The organism is Streptomyces sp. NBC_00457 (assembly GCF_036014015.1).
Classification (GTDB): domain Bacteria; phylum Actinomycetota; class Actinomycetes; order Streptomycetales; family Streptomycetaceae; genus Streptomyces.
In genome coordinates this window covers 4,323,572-4,344,647 of record NZ_CP107905.1, presented here as the reverse complement: position 1 = coordinate 4,344,647, position 21,076 = coordinate 4,323,572, and the positions used below count along the sequence as shown (strand labels likewise).

17 protein-coding genes are annotated in these 21,076 nt (G+C 69.7%); 9 read left to right on the top strand and 8 right to left on the bottom strand.

The window, feature by feature from the left end:
* Window positions 1-140: 140 nt before the first annotated feature.
* The 3 genes from OG828_RS19535 to OG828_RS19525 all read right to left on the bottom strand — a co-directional run bounded on the left by OG828_RS19535 (window position 141) and on the right by OG828_RS19525 (window position 3,425).
* Window positions 141-1,364 (bottom strand): hypothetical protein, encoded by a 1,224-nt coding sequence (locus tag OG828_RS19535; RefSeq protein ID WP_328501851.1) that lies wholly within the window; start codon window positions 1,362-1,364, stop codon window positions 141-143.
* Entirely contained in the window at window positions 1,361-1,909 is a 549-nt protein-coding gene (locus OG828_RS19530) for a SigE family RNA polymerase sigma factor (protein ID WP_328501850.1), read from the bottom strand. Before OG828_RS19530 ends, OG828_RS19535 begins: the two co-directional genes overlap by 4 nt.
* 430 nt (window positions 1,910-2,339) lie before the next feature.
* On the bottom strand, window positions 2,340-3,425 hold the full coding sequence (locus tag OG828_RS19525; RefSeq protein WP_328500514.1) for an IS110 family transposase: 1,086 nt from the start codon (window positions 3,423-3,425) through the stop codon (window positions 2,340-2,342).
* 632 nt (window positions 3,426-4,057) lie between these two features.
* Between OG828_RS19525 and OG828_RS19515 the strand changes: the two genes are divergently transcribed.
* Window positions 4,058-4,231, top strand: a complete 174-nt coding sequence (locus OG828_RS19515; protein ID WP_328501849.1) for a hypothetical protein — start codon at window positions 4,058-4,060, stop codon at window positions 4,229-4,231.
* A 42-nt stretch (window positions 4,232-4,273) separates the two neighbouring features.
* The gene (locus OG828_RS19510; protein WP_328501848.1) at window positions 4,274-4,993 is read left to right on the top strand and encodes a class I SAM-dependent methyltransferase; all 720 of its coding nucleotides are present in this window, start codon (window positions 4,274-4,276) and stop codon (window positions 4,991-4,993) included.
* Here the strand turns inward: OG828_RS19510 and OG828_RS19505 are convergent.
* The 4 genes from OG828_RS19505 to OG828_RS19490 all read right to left on the bottom strand — a co-directional run bounded on the left by OG828_RS19505 (window position 4,978) and on the right by OG828_RS19490 (window position 10,212).
* Window positions 4,978-6,678 (bottom strand): phospholipid carrier-dependent glycosyltransferase, encoded by a 1,701-nt coding sequence (locus OG828_RS19505; protein WP_443062420.1) that lies wholly within the window; start codon window positions 6,676-6,678, stop codon window positions 4,978-4,980. The two genes, OG828_RS19510 and OG828_RS19505, sit on opposite strands and share 16 nt — an antisense overlap.
* Before the next feature lie 77 nt (window positions 6,679-6,755).
* Window positions 6,756-7,730 (bottom strand): class I SAM-dependent methyltransferase, encoded by a 975-nt coding sequence (locus OG828_RS19500; protein WP_328501847.1) that lies wholly within the window; start codon window positions 7,728-7,730, stop codon window positions 6,756-6,758.
* A gap of 140 nt (window positions 7,731-7,870) precedes the next feature.
* A complete protein-coding gene (locus tag OG828_RS19495) occupies window positions 7,871-9,226 on the bottom strand; it encodes an alpha-2,8-polysialyltransferase family protein (protein ID WP_328358250.1) in 1,356 nt (451 codons plus the stop codon).
* Complete coding sequence (locus OG828_RS19490; RefSeq protein ID WP_328501846.1) at window positions 9,226-10,212, bottom strand: glycosyltransferase family 2 protein; 987 nt, start codon at window positions 10,210-10,212, stop codon at window positions 9,226-9,228. Before OG828_RS19490 ends, OG828_RS19495 begins: the two co-directional genes overlap by 1 nt.
* Window positions 10,213-10,410: 198 nt before the next feature.
* Here OG828_RS19490 and OG828_RS19485 point away from each other — a divergent pair, with 198 nt between their 5' ends.
* The 4 genes from OG828_RS19485 to OG828_RS19470 all read left to right on the top strand — a co-directional run bounded on the left by OG828_RS19485 (window position 10,411) and on the right by OG828_RS19470 (window position 15,242).
* Window positions 10,411-11,754 carry a DUF6716 putative glycosyltransferase gene (locus OG828_RS19485; protein ID WP_328358244.1) on the top strand — a complete coding sequence of 448 codons (1,344 nt, stop codon included), beginning with the start codon at window positions 10,411-10,413 and terminating at the stop codon, window positions 11,752-11,754.
* 107 nt (window positions 11,755-11,861) lie between these two features.
* On the top strand, window positions 11,862-13,094 hold the full coding sequence (locus OG828_RS19480; RefSeq protein ID WP_328358239.1) for an N-acylneuraminate cytidylyltransferase: 1,233 nt from the start codon (window positions 11,862-11,864) through the stop codon (window positions 13,092-13,094).
* 8 nt (window positions 13,095-13,102) lie between these two features.
* The gene (locus OG828_RS19475; protein WP_210578069.1) at window positions 13,103-14,041 is read left to right on the top strand and encodes an N-acetylneuraminate synthase family protein; all 939 of its coding nucleotides are present in this window, start codon (window positions 13,103-13,105) and stop codon (window positions 14,039-14,041) included.
* A 118-nt stretch (window positions 14,042-14,159) separates the two neighbouring features.
* Entirely contained in the window at window positions 14,160-15,242 is a 1,083-nt protein-coding gene (locus OG828_RS19470; protein ID WP_328358234.1) for a hypothetical protein, read from the top strand.
* A gap of 178 nt (window positions 15,243-15,420) precedes the next feature.
* On the opposite strand, the gene OG828_RS19465 is transcribed toward OG828_RS19470, so the two are convergent.
* Window positions 15,421-16,080: a class I SAM-dependent DNA methyltransferase gene (locus tag OG828_RS19465; RefSeq protein ID WP_328501845.1), complete on the bottom strand. Its 660-nt coding sequence runs from the start codon at window positions 16,078-16,080 to the stop codon at window positions 15,421-15,423.
* Between the two features lie 530 nt (window positions 16,081-16,610).
* On the opposite strand from OG828_RS19465, the gene OG828_RS19460 reads away from it, so the two are divergent.
* The 3 genes from OG828_RS19460 to OG828_RS19450 all read left to right on the top strand — a co-directional run bounded on the left by OG828_RS19460 (window position 16,611) and on the right by OG828_RS19450 (window position 20,974).
* A complete protein-coding gene (locus OG828_RS19460) occupies window positions 16,611-17,831 on the top strand; it encodes a M20 family metallopeptidase (protein ID WP_328504894.1) in 1,221 nt (406 codons plus the stop codon).
* A gap of 320 nt (window positions 17,832-18,151) precedes the next feature.
* Window positions 18,152-19,195: a BMP family lipoprotein gene (locus tag OG828_RS19455; protein ID WP_328358228.1), complete on the top strand. Its 1,044-nt coding sequence runs from the start codon at window positions 18,152-18,154 to the stop codon at window positions 19,193-19,195.
* 732 nt (window positions 19,196-19,927) lie between these two features.
* Window positions 19,928-20,974, top strand: coding sequence for a BMP family lipoprotein (locus OG828_RS19450; protein WP_328501844.1), 1,047 nt, complete (start codon window positions 19,928-19,930; stop codon window positions 20,972-20,974).
* The last annotated feature ends 102 nt before the right edge of the window (window positions 20,975-21,076 follow it).

The window sequence follows — 21,076 nt, the reverse complement described above, 5'->3', positions numbered from 1 at the left end:
CCCATGGTGGCGGTGAAGGCGTTGCAGACCGCCCTGGGCCTCCCGGCGGGCCGGAACGCGGACCGCTTCTGGCGGCGGATGAGGCAGGCGTGCGGGCCCGTGGCCTGTGACAGCCTCTGGCCCGTACGCCCGCGATGGTGCTATCGCCGCGCGGTGAACACCGGTGTCCAGTTGCCGGACGCCGTGCTGGAGTCGCCGCGGACGCCGGACAGCGGCTGCGTCTGCTCACTGCCGACCGTGACGAGGAGTAGCCGGTGGTGGCTCGGGTCCTTGCCGTTGCACTGCCCGGGATCGCAGCCCCAGGCGATCAGGCGCTTGTCGTCCACCCACGCGATCAGGCGCTCGGCGGGCATCACCGCGACCTGCTCGCCGGTCTTCGCGTCCACGATCCTCGACTTCACCGCGACCCGCTTTCCATCAGGGGACAGCCCGGCCTCGTAGTAGCTCACATACCTGTCGGCCACCGGCTGCCGGGCATGCCCGCCCCGCAGGTCGTAGTACATCCGGCCCAGATCGCTCGGCTCCCAGACGAGGTCGGGGTCACCGGCGCTGAAGCTGAGGTCCTCGCGCCCGCCGAAGCCCTGCATCTCGCCCTCGGTGTCCGAAGGGCGGTCGGCGAACTCGGCCGTGCCGGACTCCACGTCGATGACGTAGAAGCCGGTGCGTACCGTCAGGTCTTCGTTCTCCCCCACCTGGCCCGGCACGGGCTCCAGCGCCTCCTCCGCTCGGCCCACGTCCGACTCGGCCAGCGGCATGCGGTCCGGGTTCGCCGAGTACGCCGTGGCGATCAGCCGCTTGCCGTCAGCCGAATACGAGACTCCGGCCACCCCCTTGTCCAGCTGGATCCAGCGCGCGACCTTCATCGTGGCCAGATCGAGGATGCCGATTCGCCGGACGGGGAAGTCCCGCTCCAGCACGGCCGCCGTCTGCATCCCCGGGGCCACGGCGATCCAGCCCCAGCCGGTCTTCTCGTAGCGCCCGGTGTTCGGGTTGTACAGGTGCCAGACCGGGGTGGTGATCTGCTCCTTGCCCGGCAGCATCTCGCTGTGCTCCTCGCGGTACGCCGACACCGCCACGTCGCCGGCGGCGATCAGCTCCCGCGGCGGGGACTGTCCGGGCCGGGCGACCACGTCGTCCTGCGGGATCTCCACGGCGGGCCGGGGATCCGCGGGCCCGGACTCGATCAGGGGCACGGCCACGGCGATGGCCAAAATCGCCGCGACGGCCGTGATCACCCCCGCGTAGCGGCGGGTGCGGCGGCGGGCGCGGGTGCGCAGCACCCGGTCGGCGAGGCCGGGCCGCGGCGCGGCCGCTTCCTCGGCCATGCCGCGCAGCGAGTCACGCAGCAGTTCTTCTACGTTCACGGTCCGACCTCCGAGAGGTTCTGCGGGCTCTCGCCCGGTGCGAAGGCGGAGAGTTCGGGGGCCATGGAGCGCAGCTTGCCCAGCGCGCGGTACGTGGTGCTGCGGACCGTGCCCACCGAGCAGCCGAGCAACTCGGCCACGTCGCCTTCGGGCAGGTCCTCGTAATAGCGCAGCACCAGCATGGTCCGCTGCCGCGTGGTCAGCCGCCGCATCGCCCGGCCGACGATCAGGCGCAGCTCCACCGCGTCCGCGGTGTCGCCGCCGCCGTGGCCGGTGCGGGTCTCGGGCAGCTCGGCCACGCTCTGCTCCCGCGACGGCCACTTCAGCCGCCACCGCCCGATCTGCTGGCGGTAGAGGATCTGGCGGACGTACACCTCCGGTTCCTCGATCCGCTGCCAGTGTCCGGCGGCCTTGATCAGGGCGTTCTGCAGCAGGTCCTCGGCCGCTCCGCGGTCCCCGCCGCTGAGCAGCAGCGAGAGCCTGAGCAGCACGGCGGATCTGCTTTCCACGAACTCGCGGAAGCTGTCCTCATTCGCCTGGTCCATCGCCCCACCCCCCTCCGTCGATGATGTGCGGCACCGGTGCTGACCCTGAAGACGCCTGCGGGGGCGCGGCGCTATGCGTCAAAGATGGCTTCACCTGCCGAGCCACGGAGTTTGAACGCAGTGATTCCTGATATGTAGCAGGTTCTTGTCAAGGGGCAGGGGTGTGCGGCCCCTCCCCGTTGGGAGGGGTGTGGGGCTGGCGGGGGCGGACCGGGGTGTGCGTGTCGTGGCGTCGACGCGCGGTCAGCCTGATATGCGCGGGTTGGATACCGCATGACCGGTTGTGCGTCGGGAACGGACCGCTCATCTAATGCCGGGCGTGGCCCGCAAGGAGCGGGCTGCTCATAGGAATTCCGCGGATCGTTCCTCGCGCTGCACGGTCCCCGGGCTGATGCCCCGCCAGCGGTTCTTGTGGAGGAGTTGATGGGCGTCAGTCCTCCATGATTGCCAGGCTCCAGCACCAGCCGGACAGTTCCCGGGCGACGGCCACGACACTGATGGTGGAGCGTTTGTGACGGGCGTCCAGGTTCAACCAGCGCTGGTGCAGGCGTCGGTTGCCCCGTTCGGCGCGTTGCCGGACAGGGGCGGCGACGTGGTCGAGGCGGGCCTGGAGACCGGCGCCGGGGCGTCGGTAGGGACGGCGGTGGTGCCAGGCGGCCTCCACCAGGAGCCGTCGGGCATGGGTGTTGCCCGTCTTGGTGATGCCTCCCTGGCGGCGCTGGCTGCCGGAAGAGTCCTCGCTGGGGACAAGCCCCAGGTAGGAGCCGATGGTCGAGCCGGTGAAGCGGTGCCAGTCACCGATCTCGACGGCGAGGCCGAACGCGGTGAAGGTGCTCACCCCGCGCATGCAGGCCAGTCGGCGGACGGCCGGGGCCCAGGCAGGTTGGGCGGCGAGTTCGGTGATGGCCGCATCCAGGCGGGTCCGGCGTGCTTCGAGGGCCCATACCGTCTCCAGGGCCTCGTCGTAGGCGACCCGCAGACCGAACTCGTCGAAGCGGTGTCCGGTCAGCCAGTGGTGATGGGCAGCGGTCCAGGCCCTGCCGTCGGTGTAGACGATGCCGCGGCGCAGTAGCAGTTTGGCCACGCGGTGGCGGGCGCGCATCAGGTCGGCGCGGACGTCGTCGCGGGCCCGGGTGAGGTCCCGGGCAGCTTCCTGTTCCAGATCAGGCACCCGCACCGCGGGCAGCTCGTCCAGTCGGATCAGTTTCGCGAGCCGCTGGGCATCGCGCTTGTCGGTCTTGACCCGGTCTCCGGCCGGCCGTTCCATTTTCGACGGGGCCGCCACCACGCAGCGGATACCAGCCTGCTGCATGGCGCGTGCCAGGACGAAGCCGGTCGGTCCGGCCTCGTAGGCAACCGCGGCTGGCTGCGGCAGACGGCGCACCCAGGCAACCACGTCCGCTGTGTTGACGACGAGCCGGTCGGTGAAGATTTCACCGGTCGTACCGTCCAGTGCCCAGGCCGTGGTGGAGCGGGCGTGGACATCCAGGCCGACCGAAGTACGTTCGGAAAACATCCGGTGCCTCCCGGTAATTGCGGCACTACCCGCCACCGTGCCCACCGGCAGGCAACCCGCGTCAACTTGCGCGAGGGGCATCGGGCTTGGTCTTCTCTGCGGTCGAACCCACCGACGCTTCATACGATCTAATTGGCAGCCGAGTCGTCGTGGGACGCCGAGCGGCCAATCACTGAGAGCCACAAGCGGCAGAGCCTTTTCAACCACACCCCGCGTCCCTGGGTGGGTGAACCATACGAAGGGCTCACCGCCTCCCGCAGAACAACGTAGGGAGCCTTTTCCAACGTGGCTGCGGCGCAGGCGAGTTGGGCTACACCCCGGCCATCTGACGCGGTGAAGCTCCTGGTAGACGAGTTCACGACCAAGATCGATAGCTCGACCAGGAGCTTCATCGTGCTTGTCCAACCGTCTGCGATCAACCTGTCCAGCTCTCACCTGCGCTTGCTCACCCGGCAGCTCGCCGACCGGCGCCGCCAGATCGGTACCCGCTGGCGGCGCCTGGCGGCCTCCCGCCGGGATCAGGGGCTGTGCGCTTGGCTCCGTAGACATGTCGGCTCGTGTCGCTGGCGTGATGAAGTCGGGTGCCTTCCTCATGGCTTGGACCGGCAAAAAAAGGGGCGGGATGGAACGCGATGAGCCGGATCCGTTCGTCCATCGAGTGCGCAGCGAGATCCATTTGGGAGGCGGTGGAGTTCTGCGGCATCAACAAGATCATGCCGGTGCACGGGCCCAACCGTCCCACCTGGTGCAATTTGCTGCTGGACCTCGCCGCCCCGGCCCTCCGCCCCGTGATTCCTTGCCGCTGACTCCGGGGGCACCGCTCGGTCGGCGTGCCGCACAATGGTCCGGTGATCGACGATGCTTCGCCGACAACGGCCCAACCGCCGCCCCAGTTGGTCCAGGACGACGAGTTGACCGGCCATTCCGTAGTGGCCAACATCGTCATGAACCGCGAGCGGGTCCTGACGGGCGTCAACAGCTACAGTCGCGAACTCGGCTTCGACCCCGCCGAGTTCCTGTACAGCCACGGCCCCGCCCCGGCCTGGCTGGACATGTGCAGCGGAGAAGGGCTAGCCCTCCACGCGGCAGCGCGGCGGCTCCCGCAGGCCACCATCACCGGCGTGGACCTGGTCGGCCCGCTGCTGCCGCCGGCGCTGCCCGACGGTCTCGAACTCATCACCGCTGACCTCGGCCGTTGGTCCCCAGAGCGCCGCTATGACTTGATCACCTGTGTCCACGGGCTGCACTACATCGGTGACCGGCTCTCCCTGCTGGAGCGGGCCGCCTCGTGGCTCACCGAAACCGGCCTGCTGGTCGCCCATCTCGACCCCTCGACGCTGCGGCGCCCCGACGGCAGTGACCTCTCCCGGCCGATCCTGCGGGCATTGCGCGCCGCCGGCTTCCACTACTCGGCCCGCGACCACCGCCTCAGCCTGCGGGGCGGGCGTCCCATCGCCTTGCCCTTCACCTACCTCGGCGCCGACCCGCAGGCCGGCCCCAACTACACAGGCCAGCCTGCCGTCGCCTCGTACTACCGCCCCACTGCCGAGCGTCAGGGCCGGCGATAGATCCTGATCGAGTGCCCGACCTCGTCCACCGCGCTGCTGCTGTCGATCAGCGCGGCCAGCGGGGCCTCCGCTGTGGCGGCCGCGGTGTCCGACACGACGAGCAGTCCGCGGACCTTGTCCGGGGAGACGGTCATGGGGTCGGAGGCGTGGATGCCGTAGTAGGAGGGCTGGCCGCTGCCCTTGTAGACCAGCCAGACCGTCTCGTGCGGGTAGCGGTGCCGCAGGCGGTCGGCGAGCCTGCCGAGGTCCTGGCCCCAGTCGACGTTCGAGTCGTGCAGCCATAGATGGCTTTTCGCGGGCCCGCCGAACGCCTCGTTCGCATACGGCAGGTAGTACGGGTACGTGCTGAGCGAGCTGACGCCGACGAACGCGACGAGCGTCGCCGTCACGGCGTACGCCCACCGCCGCCGGACCGCGATCACGGCCGCCGCCGCGACGGCGAGGAAGAACGGCACGAAGATCGCGTACCGGACGCCGAGGTCGCGGTCGCCGGTCATGGCCGCGGCGAGCAGAACGGCCGTGGGAAGCAGCACGTACGGGACCGCGGGTCGCAGTTGCCGGATCGCGCAAAGGGCCACGGCACCGGCCGCCCACAGGGCGAGCATGCCGAGTGGCGTCTTCACCAGCAGGGCGGCCGGCAGGTAGTACCAGAGCGCGCCGTTGTAAGGCCGGCCGTAGAGGAAGCCCTCCCGCACCACGGTCTCCTCCTTGCCGAACTGGAGCAGCATTCCGTCCCGGTACTCGCGGGGGAACGGCAGCAGGTCGGCGGCGAGGGCCCGCAGCCCGTGCACCTTGGGCATACCGGCGGGCGCGGTCCAGTGCAGCCGCGGGTCGACGACGAGATAGGAGGCCCACACGACGGCGACCGCGATCAGCGCCATCCCGGCCGCCCACGCGACTCCTGATGCGAGCAGCCGGGCCATGCGGCGCGGGGCGTGCCGGGGTGCACGCCGGGCTGCGAGGACGGTCAGTACGGCGAGGAGGAGCACCACGGGAACAGCCGGCAGCGTGGTCATCTTGGTGGCCAGGGCCGCGCCGAGCGCGGCCCCCGCCAACGGGAGGTACACCCCCGGTCGCCGCCGCGCCCGCCAGGTCAGCCAGACCGACGTCAGCACGAAGCCCGCCGCGGGCACGTCGAGGGTGGCCAGTGACCCGTGGGCGATGACGTCGGGCGAGAAGGCGTACAACGCGAGCGCCGCCAGGGCGCCCGCGCGGCCGGTGAGGTCGCGGGCGAACGCGCAGACAACCAGCCCGAACAGCAGCGTCAGCACGATCATCGGCGTACGGGCCCACAACATCAGCCGCTGCGCGTCGTTGCCGGTCTCGAACAGCAGATGGCGTCCGAGCCTGCTCTGGTCACCGCGGAAGCCCTGCTTGAGATGCGGGTCGGCGACGAGCACACCGGTCGCGATGATGAGCTTGCCCAGCGGCGGATGCTCCGGGTTGTACCGCAGGCTGTGCTCTTTGAGATAGACCGTGGCCGTGCCGACGTAGACCGGCTCGTCGGTGGTCGGGGACTGCTCCCTGGCGGTGGTGACCATCGCCACCGCCATCTGGGCGAGGAGCGCCACGACGGCGAGCACGAACACCAGCTGTCGGTGCCGGCGCAACGCGGCGAAGCGCTCCGCGGGTCTTCGGGGCCTCCCGTCGCTCTCGGGGGCACTGTCGGCGGTTTCCGTCTGCACGGCCCCAGAACCCGGCCCGACGGCGCGCGTTGGCACCGCCGGGCCCTGGACCGCTCGATGGCCGCTCCGGGCAGCTCTCACCCCTTGCGGACCAGCTTCTTCAGTCTCGACATCGGCGACACCTTCGGCGCGCTCTCGTACGCCTTCTTCAGCTGCGCGAAGTGGTCGGCGCGGGTGCGGCTGAGGTACTCGTCGGTCTGCAGGGGCCGGGCGATCGACCAGGCCCTCTTGTGCTGGCCGTCGTAGTGGCAGACGAACGCCTTGGAGAACTCCAGGACGGACTTGAAGGGAATGCCGCCGGTGTGGTCGCGGTCGACGCGCTCCTGGACGGCGGAGATCAGCTTCAGCTTCTCGTCGACCGTGTAGGCGTCCTCGGTGATCCGGTGCATCACGTCCGTGGGGATCGGCTTGGTCACCTCGAAGGCGAGCGTGGAGCGGATCGGCGGGCCCGCGATCTCGATGTACGGCAGCAGGGCGCCCGTGCTGTGGTGCAACCAGGGCAGACGCGGTCCCGCGAAGTCCTGGTGGAGGACGACCGTGCCGGGCTGCATGCGGCTCAGGAACCGCTCCGACACGCACTTGAAGACCTTGGCGGTCTTGGCTATGTCGATGTGCAGGAACTCGACCGGGCTGGTGTCCGACGGGTCCGAGGTCTGCCACAGGTCGCCGGCGTGGATCTCCAGGAAGGGGAGGAAGGGTTCCAGCCGGCCCTTGAAGTCGTTCAGGAACGAGTCGTCGTCCTCCGGCTTGTGCCCGGAGTCGAAGAACTTCTCCGTGGCGTACGTGCCCTTGCCGACCCGGAAGAAGTCGTACGCGTGCAGCCGTCCCGTCTTCGCGTCGAAGGCCGGGTTCTCCTGCAGTCCCATCGCGAGCGCGTACGTCGACCCGCCGCCGCCGGAGCCCAGTTCCACGATCCGGCCCTTGCCTGTGAGGTGATGCCGCCCCACGAGGTAGAGGAACTGCAGCTCCCACTGGCTGCACTGGGTGTAGGGCAGGTCGTCCGGCAGCTTGACGCTGTCGAACATGGAGTAGAGCCGGCCGAGCGTCGTCATGAGTGCCTCACGGTGTTCGAATCAGGCGGTGCCCGTGATCCTAGAGTTCACGGGCACCACCTCACCATGGAATCCGCGGAGTAGCTGGGTGGCCTGTCGTCGTTCGCCTGGCATTGGCTCCGCGTTCACTCGTGATTCGCTCAGCGCTTCACGGCCTTCTTCAGAGCCCGGGCCTTGCGCACCACCCGGCGTGCCGTCGCGTTGCGGGGCAGGAACGACAGCCGCTCCGGGATGCCGCCGGGCAGGCCGAGCGAGGTGAGCCGCTTGCGCTTGAAGTAGCGCTGGGTGCGCGGGCCGAAGTGCTCGGAGAGGTAGCGCTCCGCGACCGGGCGCAGGCTCGCGTAGATCTGCGGCTGCATGGTGAACCCTATGGCGGTGACCAGGGCCCACAGCGTGTCCGCGGGGACGGTCTCCTCGCCCTTGCGGTTCTCCAGGTCCGGCAGCACCGCGTCGGCCAGCACCGCCGGGACGCGGTTGCTGTTCTGGTACGGCGTCAGCCGCTCCAGGAGCGGCTCGGTGCCGATGCGGGCGACCGGGAGGTCGTAGAACGCGGAGGCGGTGAACAGCGCCGTCGAGAAGCAGCCGACGACCAGCCCGGGCCGGGACTTCTCGAACAGCACCTCGGCGAGGACCGGGGTGTCCAGGACGGTGAGGTCGACGCCGAGCTTCTCGGCCTCGGTCTCCAGGATCCGGCTGTAGCGGGCCGGTGCGGTGGGGTGCGGCTTGAAGACGATCGAGCGGTGCCCGCGCGCCACGGCTCCGCGCATCATCCGCACGTGCAGCTCCTCTTCCTCCTTGGGGGAGAGGATGTTCAGCGCGGACAGGTACTGGCCGAGGAGCAGCGCCGCGTTGTCGGGCAGGACCGGCAGCTCCGGTACGACGCCGCCGAGGCCGCTGAGCACCTTCAGGAACGCGGGCGCCGGCACGACCTGCGCCGGGACGTCGAACTCAGTCAGCAGCATCGGCGTCAGACCGGGCACCAGGTCCAGGTGCAGCAGGCGCCGTACCCGGGTGCCGACCAGCGGGTCCAGCTTGTTGCGGGTGGGGCCGTAGCTCATCAGGCCGTCGGCGTAGACGTCGATCGGGGCGCCGGTGAACAGCTGGGCCAGGGTGAGCGCCGGGCTGACCTGGATGGACTCCAGGACCAGCTCCACCCGGTCCTCGCCCAGGTCCCACAGCAGCCGCAGATACCGCTCGAACAACGGGATGTCGTCCGGGCGCGGCGTCCAGGCACCGGGGTGGAAGGGCTTGATGGCCTCGTTGTAGGACAGCACGCCGTCGAAGTGGTCGCGCAGCGACTCGAAGCCCGGCATCTGGTCGACGGCCGGCGTGGTCTCCGGCGTCCCGGCGTTGTTGAACACCAGCAGCAGCCGGCGGTCCGCCTCGGCGAAGCAGTCCGAGTCGATCGCGGCGGCCAGGGTGGCCGCTCCGTACAGCGTCGAGGCGCAGAAGATCTGGGTCGTACGGGAGGACGTCGTAGGGGAGGACGAGGACATCAGGCGGCCGCCTTCGCAGTGGTGACCCTGCGCCGCAGCCGCCGCAGCTTGCTGGCCCGGCGCAGGTCCATCGTGTCGAGCACATCGACGAGCTGGTCCTGCGGCATGCGCTTGATCGCCGCGGCGGACATCGCCCGCAGCTGCTTGGCCACCTCCGGCTCGAACTTGTCGATCTCGGACAGGTGGTGGGCGATGATCGCGCAGTACGTCCGCACCGCCTTCGGCAGCAGACGCTCGGCGTCCCGGTCGGCCGCCGTCTCCTCAATCACCTGGTCGAAGGCACGGATGAAGTCGAGTTGACGGACGTCACCGATCTGAGTGAGAGAGGAAGCGACCCCCCGCCGGTAGAAGACGCCCAGCAGACCGACGACGGCGAACGACTCCGCCTCGCGGTGCAGCTTCCAGATCCACGGCCGGTCCTCGGCGGTGCGCAGCCCGTGGGTGAAGTGCAGCACTCCCTTGTCCAGCAGACGGCGGTGGTAGGCGCCGGCCCAGGCGTAGGCGTAGTCGACGGAGGTCGTGCGGTCGACGGGGAGGATCGCCTCGCGCGGGTCGAGCACCTCGCCCCGGCGGCCGTGCGGGTGCCTGTGCACCGAGCGGGCGCGGGCGGTGGCCTGGACGTGGTCCGTCCGGATGAAGTCGCAGCCCAGCTCCTCGATGGCCGAGACCAGGTCGGAGAGGTAGCCGGGGGCGATCCAGTCGTCGCCGTCGAGGAAGGTCAGATATTCGCCGGTCGCCGCGTCGAGGCCCGTGTTGCGTGCGGTGGCCAGCCCTCCGTTCTCCTCGTGGCGGATGAAGCGCACCTGGGCGACGTCCGAGAGTTCCTCGGCGGCCCGTTCGAGAATCGCGGGGGTTTCGTCCTTGGATTTGTCGTCTACCAGGATGAACTCGAAGTCGCGCCTGGCGTTCGCGCGCAGGCTTCTGAGCATGTCGGGGGCGTATTGCTGCACGTTGTAGAACGGCACGATCACGGAAAGCTTTGGCACCTGCGAAAGCCTAGAGGGCTCACCGGCGGCAGAACTTTCTGGTGATCGTACTACAGGTGAACTCAGTGTGTCGGAACGGTGCATACCAAGTACTTCCGCAGGTCTGACAGGCCAGTTCGGTTGTCGTGGTGCTGTTGTTAACCTTTTGTTGAGTCGCGGTTGGGCTATACATAGGAAATGCTTCCTAGCGTCTTCGGCGTGCCAGCAAGTACCAGCAAGCCCCCGCGGATCGCCGTGCTCGCGGACTCCGACACCCGCTGGAAATGGGGTGCTTTGACCGCGGGTCGTATCGCTCCGGGCCCGTCCATGGAAACCGGACCGCGAGGCGACACGCAAGTTGCCCCTGCCCTGAGCGGATTTCTGCTACGCGGCCGGGCCACGCCAACCGCCCGCCAGCTGGCGGAAGTCGGCGTCCAGGCCGACTCCCTGCGGGAGGTCACCGCGGTCGAGTTCCTGCGTGCCATGGACCAGGAGGAGTACGACATCGTCGTGCTCGCCCTGGTCGGCGGCGGTGTCCAGGCGATGCTGCACGGCCTCAAGCGGATCTGGGAGGGACGCCCGAAACGTCCCGTCGTCGTCACCGGCTATGTCGGAGTCGTCTACGAGAAGCTCGCCGACGGCCTGCTGCTGCGGCACGGCGCGGACCTCGTCCTCGCCAACTCCCGCCAGGACGCGGACCGTTTCCGGGGGGTTTACGACGGTGTGGGCGCCGACTCCTCGTCGGTCACCGAAGTCGCCCTGCCGTTCCTGGGCGGCGCTGCCTACACGGGTGAACACGAGCCGTACACCGTGGTGTTCGCCGCGCAGCCCTCGGTCCCGGAGAGCCGCAAGGACCGTACGTACCTGCTGGACCGGCTGATTCAGCACGCCCGCAAGCACCCCGAGCGCGAGGTGCTGCTCAAGCTGCGCTCCAAGCCGGGCGAACACACCACGCACATCGAGGAGTTGCCCTACCAGAAGCTGGCGCAGAAGACCGATCTGCCCGCCAACTTCCGCCTGGTCTACGGGCACATGGGCGAGGTCCTCGACCGCACCGACCTGATGGTCACGATCAGTTCCACGGCGGCCCTTGAAGCCCTGCACCGACGCATTCCCACGGTCATCCTCACCGACCTGGGTGTACGCGAGATGCTCGGCAATCACCATTTCGTGGGGTCCGGCTGCCTCGCCTCCTGGGACCAACTCGACGAGGGACACCGGCCCACCCCGGACGAGGAGTGGGTGTCCCGGCAGGGCGTCGCGGCCGACGGAACCTACGAGACCGCGTTCGACGCGGCCCGTGAGCGGATCGCCAAGCTGCTCTCCGCGCCCGAGCTGCCGCCCCTCACGCCGTACTACACACCGGCTACCGCGCCCGGCTATCTGCCCGGCATACTCGCCCGCCACCACCTCGGCCCGGACGGCAGTCCGCTGCCCGGTGCGCCCGCCGCCGACAAGGATCCCGGACCGGTCCGGCAGATCGTGCGCCGGGCGGCGCGCGGCGCCTACCGGCACGGCGTCCAGCGGGTCGCGCCCGTGATCCGGCGCATGGGGGAGCTGTGAGCGACCCGACCGGGGCGCCGGGACGCGTCCCGCACCCCTCGCGAGCAAATGCGGGGCCTTCGCAGGACAACCAAGGCCCTTCGCAAGAAGTCCAAGGAGTTATGTCCATGAACAACTCGCAAGCAGACCGAGGCGCCTCGGTGCGCAGAGTGCTCGCGGTGATCCCCGCGCGCGGCGGCTCCAAGGGCGTGCCCGCGAAGAACCTCGCCCCGGTCGGGGGCGTGCCGCTGGTGGCCCGCGCGGTGCGCGAGTGCCGTGCCGCTCGACTGGTGACCGACGTCGTCGTCTCCACCGACGACCAGGCGATCGCGGCCGCGGCCCGCCAGGCGGGCGCCGAGGTCGTGCTCCGCCCGGCCGCCATCGCCGGCGACACGGCGACCTCCGAGGCCGCCGTGCTGCACGCCATGGACGCGCACGAGGCGCTGCACGGGTCCTCGGTGGACGTGGTGATGCTGGTGCAGTGCACCAGCCCGTTCCTCGCCCGGGAGGACGTGGACGGCGTCGCCGCGGCGATCCTCGACAACGGCGCGGACACCGCGGTGACCGTGGCCGCGTTCCACGGGTTCATCTGGCGGGACGGCGACGAGGGCGCCGAGGACGGCGGCCACGGCGTCAACCACGACAAGTCCTTCCGCCCGCGCCGCCAGGACCGCCCCCAGGACTTCCTGGAGACCGGCGCCGCCTACGCGATGGACGCGGCCGGCTTCCGCAAGCACCAGCACCGCTTCTTCGGCCGCACCGAGCTGGTCCGCACGGACCCCGCCCGCGTCCTGGAGATCGACGACCACCACGAGCTGGCGCGGGCCCGGGCGCTCGCCCCCCTCTTCGACGCGGACCGTCCCGGTGCGCTGCCGACCGCCGCCGACATCGACGCGGTCGTCCTCGACTTCGACGGCACCCAGACCGATGACCGGGTGCTGATCGACTCCGACGGAAAGGAGTTCGTCTCCGTGCACCGCGGAGACGGCCTCGGCATCGCGGCCCTGCGCAAGTCGGGCCTGAAGATGCTGATCCTGTCCACGGAGCAGAACCCGGTCGTCGCCGCCCGGGCCCGGAAGCTGCAGATTCCGGTCCTGCACGGCATCGACCGGAAAGACCTCGCGCTGAAGCAGTGGTGCGAGGAGCAGGGCATCGCGCCTGAGCGCGTGCTCTACGTCGGCAACGACGTCAACGACCTCCCGTGCTTCGCCCTCGTGGGCTGGCCCGTGGCGGTCGCGAGCGCCCACGACGTCGTGCGCGGCGCCGCACGCGCGGTCACCACCATCCCGGGTGGCGACGGCGCGATCCGAGAGATCGCCAGCTGGATCCTCGGCCCCTCTCTCGATTCCCTCACCAAGTAAGGAAACCCATGAGCACCAACACCCGCATCCGTTCGTTCGGTTCGCGCGAGGTCGGCCCCGGTAAGCCTGTCTACGTCTGCGGCGAGATCGGCATCAACCACAACGGTGACCTGGAGAACGCCTTCAAGCTGATCGACGTGGCCGCCGAGGCCGGCTGTGACGCGGTGAAGTTCCAGAAGCGCACCCCGGAGATCTGCACCCCGCGCGACCAGTGGGACATCGAGCGCGACACCCCCTGGGGCCGGATGACCTACATCGACTACCGCCACCGCGTGGAGTTCGGCGAGGACGAGTACCGCCAGATCGACGAGTACTGCAAGTCCAAGAACATCGCCTGGTTCGCCTCCCCGTGGGACACCGAGGCCGTCGCCTTCCTCGAGAAGTTCAACGTCCCCGCCCACAAGGTCGCCTCCGCGTCCCTCACCGACGACGAGCTGCTGAAGGCGCTGCGCGCCACCGGCCGCGCGGTCATCCTCTCCACCGGCATGTCGACGCCGAAGCAGATCCGCCACGCGGTCGAGGTCCTCGGCTCGGACAACATCCTCATGTGCCACGCCACCTCGACCTACCCGGCGAAGGCCGAGGAGCTCAACCTCCGCGTGATCAACACGCTGGAGAAGGAGTACCCGAACGTTCCGATCGGCTACTCCGGCCACGAGACCGGCCTGCAGACCACGCTGGCCGCGGTCGCCCTCGGCGCGGTGTTCGTCGAGCGCCACATCACCCTGGACCGCGCGATGTGGGGCTCCGACCAGGCCGCTTCCGTCGAGCCGCAGGGCCTCACCCGCCTCGTCCGTGACATCCGCACCATCGAGGCCTCCCTCGGTGACGGTGTCAAGAAGGTCTACGAGTCCGAGCTGGGCCCGATGAAGAAGCTGCGCCGCGTCAACGGCGTCGTGGCCGAGGCGGAGATCGCCGCCGCCGCGGGCGAGCCGGTCCAGGTCTGATCCCCCTCAGACAGCGATTCGGGGCGGACACCGGCCGGTGTCCGCCCCGAACGCCCCCCAGAACGCTTAGAGTTCGCAGCGCGCAGACAGCGCCTTACGACGGGACGGTCGTTCGCCGATGAGCCCCCGTGCCGGGTCAGCCGGCCTGAAGACTCTCGCTTTCGTGGAGAGTCCGGTACAGCTCCTGAACGTGCTGGAGTGGGCGCATGCCCAGGCTCCGCACACCCAGGAGGGCCCCGACGCGGGGCTCACCCTGGTGGTCCTGTCCCCGATCGACCCGATGACCCGCGGCCAGCTGCGACGGATGTCCGAGCTGGCCCGTCAGGAGGGCCACGAGGTCCGCTGGGAGGAGGCGCGGGGCGGCGCCATGGCGCCGTTCCAGACCATCGGCGGTCTGACGGGCATGCTCCGCCGGGCCGACCGGATCGTCCTCGGCGATCCCTTCTCCCGTTACGTCCAGCTGCTGCTGACCATCACCAAGGCACGTGACCTGGTGGTCGTCGACGACGGCACGGCGACGATGGAGTTCGTCGCCCAGCTGGCCAGCGGTGAGCGCCTGGTGCGCTGGCACCGCAAGGGCGGCCGCCCCGGGCCCAGGGACCTGATCTTCGCCCCGGTGTCGTCCTCGGCCCGCCGCCGCCTCACGCCCAGCGAGAAGCGCCGGGTGGAGATCTTCTCGTCCATGCCGATGGCGGACACCCCGGCCGGAGTGACGGTCACCGCGAACACCTTCGCCTGGACCCGCTTCCGCTTCGGCCCGCCCCGGATCACCAAGGGCGCGGACATGGTCGGCACCTCGCTGGTCGAGACCGGCGTCGTGGACGGCGACAGCTATCTGGAGGCCGTCCGCTCCCTGGCCAAGGCCCACGGCGCCACCCGCTACTTCGCCCACCGCCGGGAGGGCACGGAGAAGCTCCATCGGCTGGCCGTCGAGACGGGACTGGAGATCGTACGACCGGACCTTCCGCTGGAGCTGATCGCCCGGCGCGGGCCCATCGGCCGGACGATCCTCAGCTTCCCCTCCACCGTCGTCCACACCCTCCCCCTCGCCCTGTCCGGCACGGAGGTCCGCGTCGCCGTGTGCGACATCGACCCCGCCTGGCTGACGGAGAACGCCTCGCCCCGCGCACAGGGGTTCCTGTCAGGGGTCACCGGCACGGCACGGGACGTGCACCGGCTGTCGGCGGTCACGGCGGTGTGACGTCGGCGCGGCCGGTACGGACTGTTGAGCTGTGCCGGCTGTGGGCCGGCTCGCCTCGTGCGCAGGTTTTTGCCGGGGGTGACGGGACGGCACGGGACGTGCGCCGACTGTCGGCGGTCACGGCGGTCACGGCGGTCACGGCGGTCACGGCGGTGTGGCCGGTGCAGGGCCGCGTGCGCTACGCCGGCTTGCGGGCCAGGAGGAACGCGCGGGGGCGGCTCTCGTCCTCGTGGGGTTCGCGGACGACGCGTGCGCGGGCGTCGAGGCCCGCCTTGGTCAGGTGGTCGGCCACCGTCTCCGGGGTGCGCCAGTAGCAGTCGAGCGCGATCTGCTGTCCGAAGCGTTCCGTGAGGTGTTCGGAGCCGTCGTGGTCGCCGGTCTGGAAGGCGAGCAGCACATGGCCGCCGGGGACCAGGACGCGATGGAACTCCGCGAACGTCGTCGGCAGATGATCGTCGGGGATGTGGATCAGCGAGTAGAGCGCGACGATGCCGCCCAGGGTCTCGTCCGGAAGGTCCAGCGACGTCATCGAGCCCACGTGGAAACGGAGTTCGGGGTACGTCCGGGTGGCCAGCGCCACCATGCGCGGCGAGAGGTCGATGCCGAACACCGGCAGGCCGAGGTCGTTCAGGCGGGCGGTCACGGCACCCGGGCCACTGCCGATGTCGGCCACGGGATGCGGCGCCGCGCCCTTCACCAGTTCGGCGAAGCCGGTGAGCAGGGCCCGGTCCAGGGGCAGGTCGGCCAGATGGTCGGCGAGACGGTCGCTGTACGGGCCCGCTATGGCGTCGTACGAGGTCCGGGTCGCGTGGAGGAAAGCGGGGGTTTCGGGGTTCACGGGGCGCACGCTAGTGGGGGCGGGCGGGGTCGGGGGGCCGGTTCGGCTGACTGCTGCCTGTCCGGTGCCGGCTGTTTCCCGGCTGCCCGCTTGCCGATCGCGTTCCGGCTGCCCGTTTGCCGGTCGTGTTCCGGCTGGTCGCTCGCCGGTCGCGGGTGGGCTTGGTGCGTGCTTGCCTGGTGGGGGCGTGGTCGCGGGGGCGTGGAGTGTTCGTCGTGCGCCGGGTGGAGCCGCGGTCGGGGGGTCGTGGGGGCGTGGTCGGGGCCCAGGTCGGGCGGGGTGGGCCGGGCTCGGGCCGCCGTTCCGACAGGTGAACAGAACCGCCGGGGGCGCGGTGGGCGTGGTATCCGTGGAGAGTGGGTAACCGGATCTCATGATCCACTCGGCCGGAAGTCGGACGAGTTTACCCATCTCAGTCGAAAGCCATGCGTCTGGCGGCCAGATTTTCTTCCCCTAACAGGTTGAACTTTTGTTGATCGTGGGTCAGTTGGCCACCCGGGCGTCCTACCCTTCAGAGGGTGAAGCAACTGATGTCACTGGAGTCCGAGGCCGATCTCCCCGGGGAAGCCGTGCTCGCCGGCACGCTGCCCGAGGCGCTGCGTGCCGAACTCGTCGCCTTCCGGCGCGACTTGCACATGCATCCGGAGCTGGGCAACCAGGAGTTCCGCACCACCGCGGCCATCAAGGCACGGCTCGAGAAGGCCGGCCTCGCCCCGCGCGTGCTGGCCATCGGGACCGGGCTCGTCTGCGACATCGGTGACCTGGACGGCGTACACCCCATGCTCGCGCTGCGCGCCGACATCGACGCGCTGCCCATTCCGGACACGAAGAGCGAGTGCTCGTACCGCTCGACCGTGCCCGATCGGGCGCATGCGTGCGGGCACGATGTGCATACGACCGTGGTGCTGGGCGCCGGGCTCGTGCTGGCCGAGCTGCACCGGCAGGGGAAGCTGCCGCGGCCCGTGCGGCTGCTGTTCCAGCCCGCGGAGGAGGTGCTGCCCGGGGGTGCCGCCGATGCCATCGAGTGCGGCGTGCTGGAGGGTGTGGGGCGGATCATCGCCGTGCACTGTGACCCGCGGGTGGATGCCGGGAAGATCGGGTTGCGGGCCGGGGCGATCACGTCCGCTTGTGATCGGCTGGAGATCGCTCTGGATGGGCCCGGTGGGCATACCGCTCGGCCTCATCTGACGACTGATTTGGTGACTGCGGCGGCTCGGGTCGTCACCGATGTGCCCGCTCTTGTTTCGCGGCGCGTCGATTCGCGTAGTGGACTCGCCGTGACCTGGGGGCGGGTCGAGTCCGGCCACGCTCCCAACGTCATTCCGCAGCACGCCGAACTGTCCGGGACCGTGCGGTGCCTGGACATCGAGGCGTGGCGGCAGGCGCCGGACATCGTGCATGCGGCGATCGACGAGATCGCCAATCTGTACCGGGCCAAGTCCGAGATCAACTATGTGCGGGGCGTGCCGCCCGTCGTCAACGACGCGGGCGTCACCGAGCTGCTGCGGGACGCCATGGTCGCGCGGCGCGGTGTCGAGGCCGTGGAGGACACCGAGCAGTCTCTCGGTGGCGAGGACTTCTCCTGGTACCTGGAGCATGTGCCGGGGGCCATGGCCCGGCTCGGGGTGCGGACGCCGGGGGAGCGGACCGTGCGCGATCTGCATCAGGGGGACTTCGACGCCGACGAGTCGGCGATCACGGTGGGTGTGGAGCTGTTCACGGCGGCCGCGCTGCTTGAGGGCGGGGTGTAGGGCGGGCGGGTGTAGGGCGCGCGGCTGGTGGTGGTTCGTTCCGGTTGCGGACGGGGGATCGCGGGGGCAGCCTGAGCGCATGGCGTTCATGTCCGGGCGCCATCACGCTGACGGCACCCCCGGTACACGGAGCGTGCGGGACCCATGGGGTGCGGTGTCCCAAGAACACCTTTCGATCCGGTGGTTCACAAGGACGTAACCGGCCATCGGCACGAATGGATAACGGCCACGCGAAACCCCGTTCCCAGGAGTGTCTACGCGCGTTACTGTGCGCCGAACTCAGCACCCACTGCGGGGCTTGGAGAATGGGGAACTTCACGATGCGTCGGATATCCAAACTGACCCGCGTCGCGGTGGGGGTCGCGTCGCTCGCACTCGCCGCGACCGCATGCGGTGGCACCAGCAGTGACAGTGGTGACGAGGCCAAGGAGGATCTGGGTCTCGCCATCGCGTACGACATCGGCGGCAAGGGCGACCAGTCCTTCAACGACGCCGCGTACGCGGGCCTGCAGAAGGCTCAGAAGGAGTTCGGCTACAAGACGGACGACGTCGAGCCGACCGAGGGCGAGACCGATGCGGACAAGGAGCAGCGGCTGTCCTCGCTGGCCAAGCAGGGCTACAACCCCGTGATCGGCATCGGGTTCGCCTACGGTCCCGCGATGGAGGCCGTGGCCTCGAAGTACCCGGACACCACGTTCGGCATCGTGGACTCGGTCGTCGAGGGCGACAATGTCGCGTCTCTCGTCTTCGCCGAGGAGCAGGCCTCCTACCTCGCCGGTGTCGCCGCGGCGAAGGCGACGAAGACCAACACGGTTGGCTTTGTCGGCGGTGTCGACATCCCGCTGATCCACAAGTTCGAGGCCGGCTACAAGCAGGGCGTCGCGGAGACCAACCCGAAGGTCAAGGTCGTCTCGCAGTATCTGACGCAGACCGCCGAGGAGGGTGGCTTCTCCAGCCCCGACAAGGGCAAGGCCGCGGCCGAGGGTCAGATCGAGAAGAAGGCCGATGTCGTCTACCAGGCTGCCGGGCTGTCCGGGCAGGGTGTGATCGAGGCTGCGGCGAAGGCCAAGGTGTGGGCGATCGGGGTCGACTCCGACCAGTACAAGCAGGCGGCGCTGGCGCAGTACAAGAACTACATCCTGACGTCGGCTCTGAAGGATGTCGGCGGTGCGGTGTACGCGCTGTCGAAGTCGGTCGAGGACGGTAAGCCGCTGGCGGGTGTCCAGACCTTCGACCTGAAGGTGAACGGCGTCGGGCTCGCCGAGAGCAACCCGGAGTTCGCGAAGATCGCGGGTCTGTCGGACGCGGTGGCCAAGGCGAAGGCGGCGATCATCGACGGGTCCATCAAGGTCAAGACCGAGTAGTCCGCGGTTGGATTGACGTGGAGCGGGCCGGCATCCGATGGGGTGCCGGCCCGCTTCGCGTTGTGTGGGGGTGCGGAGTGCCTCCCGGCGGGGCTGCGGCTGGTTGGGGGTGCGCGTAGCGCCTGCCGGTGGGGGGTGGGTCGGGGCCGGGGTGGGGGTGTCCGTCCTCGGTCGGGCGGTTGCCGCTTCTCCGCAGGTACCCCGCGTTGACGCCCGCCGCTGCGGGCGGACACCCCCCACCCCGTCCCCTTCCCGCCGCGCGCGACTGCGGGAGCACGGTCCCACCCCGTCAGGGCGCGGGCAGTCGTGTGGCGGGGGCGGCGCCCACTCAGCAGGCGGCCGCACCGTCCCGCCCACGGGCTGCCGCCCCGCCAAGCTGCGAGCTGCCGTCCCGCCAAGCTGCGAGCTGCCCTTCCGCCAAGCTGCGGGCATGCGTGCCGCCTGGGGCGGCACGGGTGGGCGCAGGCGGCGCCCCGTCGGCGCCGGGCTGTGCGACCCACCCCCGGCCGGCACCAACCCACGGCACCCTGTCGGCGCCGGGCTGCGTGACCGACCCCCTGGCCGGCACCAACCCGCGGCACCCGTCAGCGCCGCCCTCCGCGAAGCGCAGGGCACGGGCGGGTAACAAGGTGGACAGAAGGGGTTTTCAGGCTTGTCTACGCGCGTTAATCTGCGGCGAAGCCAGCGCCGTAGCCGATCCGTCCGGCGCTCGTACGACAGGAGCACCACAACATGCGCCGGGTTTCCCGCCTCGCGGTCGCGGGCGCAGCGACCGCCTCCCTCGCCCTCGTTCTGTCCGCCTGTGGCGGTACGTCCACCTCCGCCTCGTCGGAGTCGGACGGCGACAAGGGCCTCGCCATCGCGTACGACGTCGGCGGCAAGGGCGACCAGTCCTTCAACGACGCCGCGTACGCGGGGCTGGAGAGGGCGAAGAAGGAGTTCGGGTACGAGACGGACGACGTCGAGCCCACGGACGGGGAGACGGACGCCGACAAGGCTCAGCGGCTGGCCTCCCTGGCGAAGCAGGGGTACAACCCGGTGATCGGTGTCGGCTACGCGTACGCGCCGGCCGTCAAGGAGGTCGCCGAGAAGTATCCGGACACGACGTTCGGCATCGTCGACGACTCCCAGGTCCAGGCGGACAACGTGGCCGACCTGGTGTTCTCCGAGGAGGAGGCCTCCTACCTCGCCGGTGTGGCGGCCGCCAAGAGCACCAAGACCAACACCGTGGGCTTTGTGGGTGGTGTGGATATTCCGTTGATCCACAAGTTCCAGGCCGGCTTCGCGCAGGGCGTCAAGGACACCGACCCGAAGGTCAAGGTTCTGTCGCAGTACCTGACGCAGACCGCGGAGGAAGGCGGCTTCTCCAGCCCCGACAAGGGCAAGTCGGCCGCCGAGGGGCAGATCGAGAAGAAGGCCGATGTCGTGTATGCGGCGGCCGGTCTGTCGGGGCAGGGTGTGATCGAAGCCGCCGCCGCCAACAAGGTGTGGGCGATCGGTGTCGACTCCGACCAGTACAAGCAGGCAGCGCTCGCCACGTACAAGGAATCCATCCTGACCTCGGCGACCAAGGACGTCGCCAAGGCGGTCTACAACCTGGCGAAGTCGGTCGAGGACGGTAAGCCCGAGACCGGTATCGTTCGTGGCGATCTGAAGAGCGGCGAGGTCGGCCTCGCGGACTCCAACCCGAAGTTCGCGGACGACGCCGCCCTCCAGGAAGCCATCCAGACGGCCAAGGAGAAGATCATCAGCGGCGAGATCAAGGTCAAGTCCAGCTGAATATCGAGACCCTGAGCAGCGTGTAACCGCGGGGTTACGTCCGCTCAACGGGGTACGGGGAGGCTTCTCCCCGTACCCCGTTGTCAGCGAATGCGTCGGCCC

Bases quoted from the DNA above. Each gene is read 5' to 3' on its own strand.
- OG828_RS19450 (WP_328501844.1), top strand. From the start codon at position 19,928: ATGCGCCGGGTTTCCCGCCTCGCGGTCGCGGGCGCAGCGACCGCCTCC.
- OG828_RS19495 (WP_328358250.1), bottom strand. From the start codon at position 9,226: ATGTCCTCGTCCTCCCCTACGACGTCCTCCCGTACGACCCAGATCTTC.
- OG828_RS19500 (WP_328501847.1), bottom strand. From the start codon at position 7,730: ATGACGACGCTCGGCCGGCTCTACTCCATGTTCGACAGCGTCAAGCTG.
- OG828_RS19525 (WP_328500514.1), bottom strand. From the start codon at position 3,425: ATGTTTTCCGAACGTACTTCGGTCGGCCTGGATGTCCACGCCCGCTCC.
- OG828_RS19475 (WP_210578069.1), top strand. From the start codon at position 13,103: ATGAGCACCAACACCCGCATCCGTTCGTTCGGTTCGCGCGAGGTCGGC.
- OG828_RS19515 (WP_328501849.1), top strand. From the start codon at position 4,058: ATGAGCCGGATCCGTTCGTCCATCGAGTGCGCAGCGAGATCCATTTGG.
- OG828_RS19470 (WP_328358234.1), top strand. From the start codon at position 14,160: ATGAGCCCCCGTGCCGGGTCAGCCGGCCTGAAGACTCTCGCTTTCGTG.
- OG828_RS19480 (WP_328358239.1), top strand. From the start codon at position 11,862: ATGAACAACTCGCAAGCAGACCGAGGCGCCTCGGTGCGCAGAGTGCTC.
- OG828_RS19455 (WP_328358228.1), top strand. From the start codon at position 18,152: ATGCGTCGGATATCCAAACTGACCCGCGTCGCGGTGGGGGTCGCGTCG.
- OG828_RS19530 (WP_328501850.1), bottom strand. From the start codon at position 1,909: ATGGACCAGGCGAATGAGGACAGCTTCCGCGAGTTCGTGGAAAGCAGA.
- OG828_RS19460 (WP_328504894.1), top strand. From the start codon at position 16,611: ATGTCACTGGAGTCCGAGGCCGATCTCCCCGGGGAAGCCGTGCTCGCC.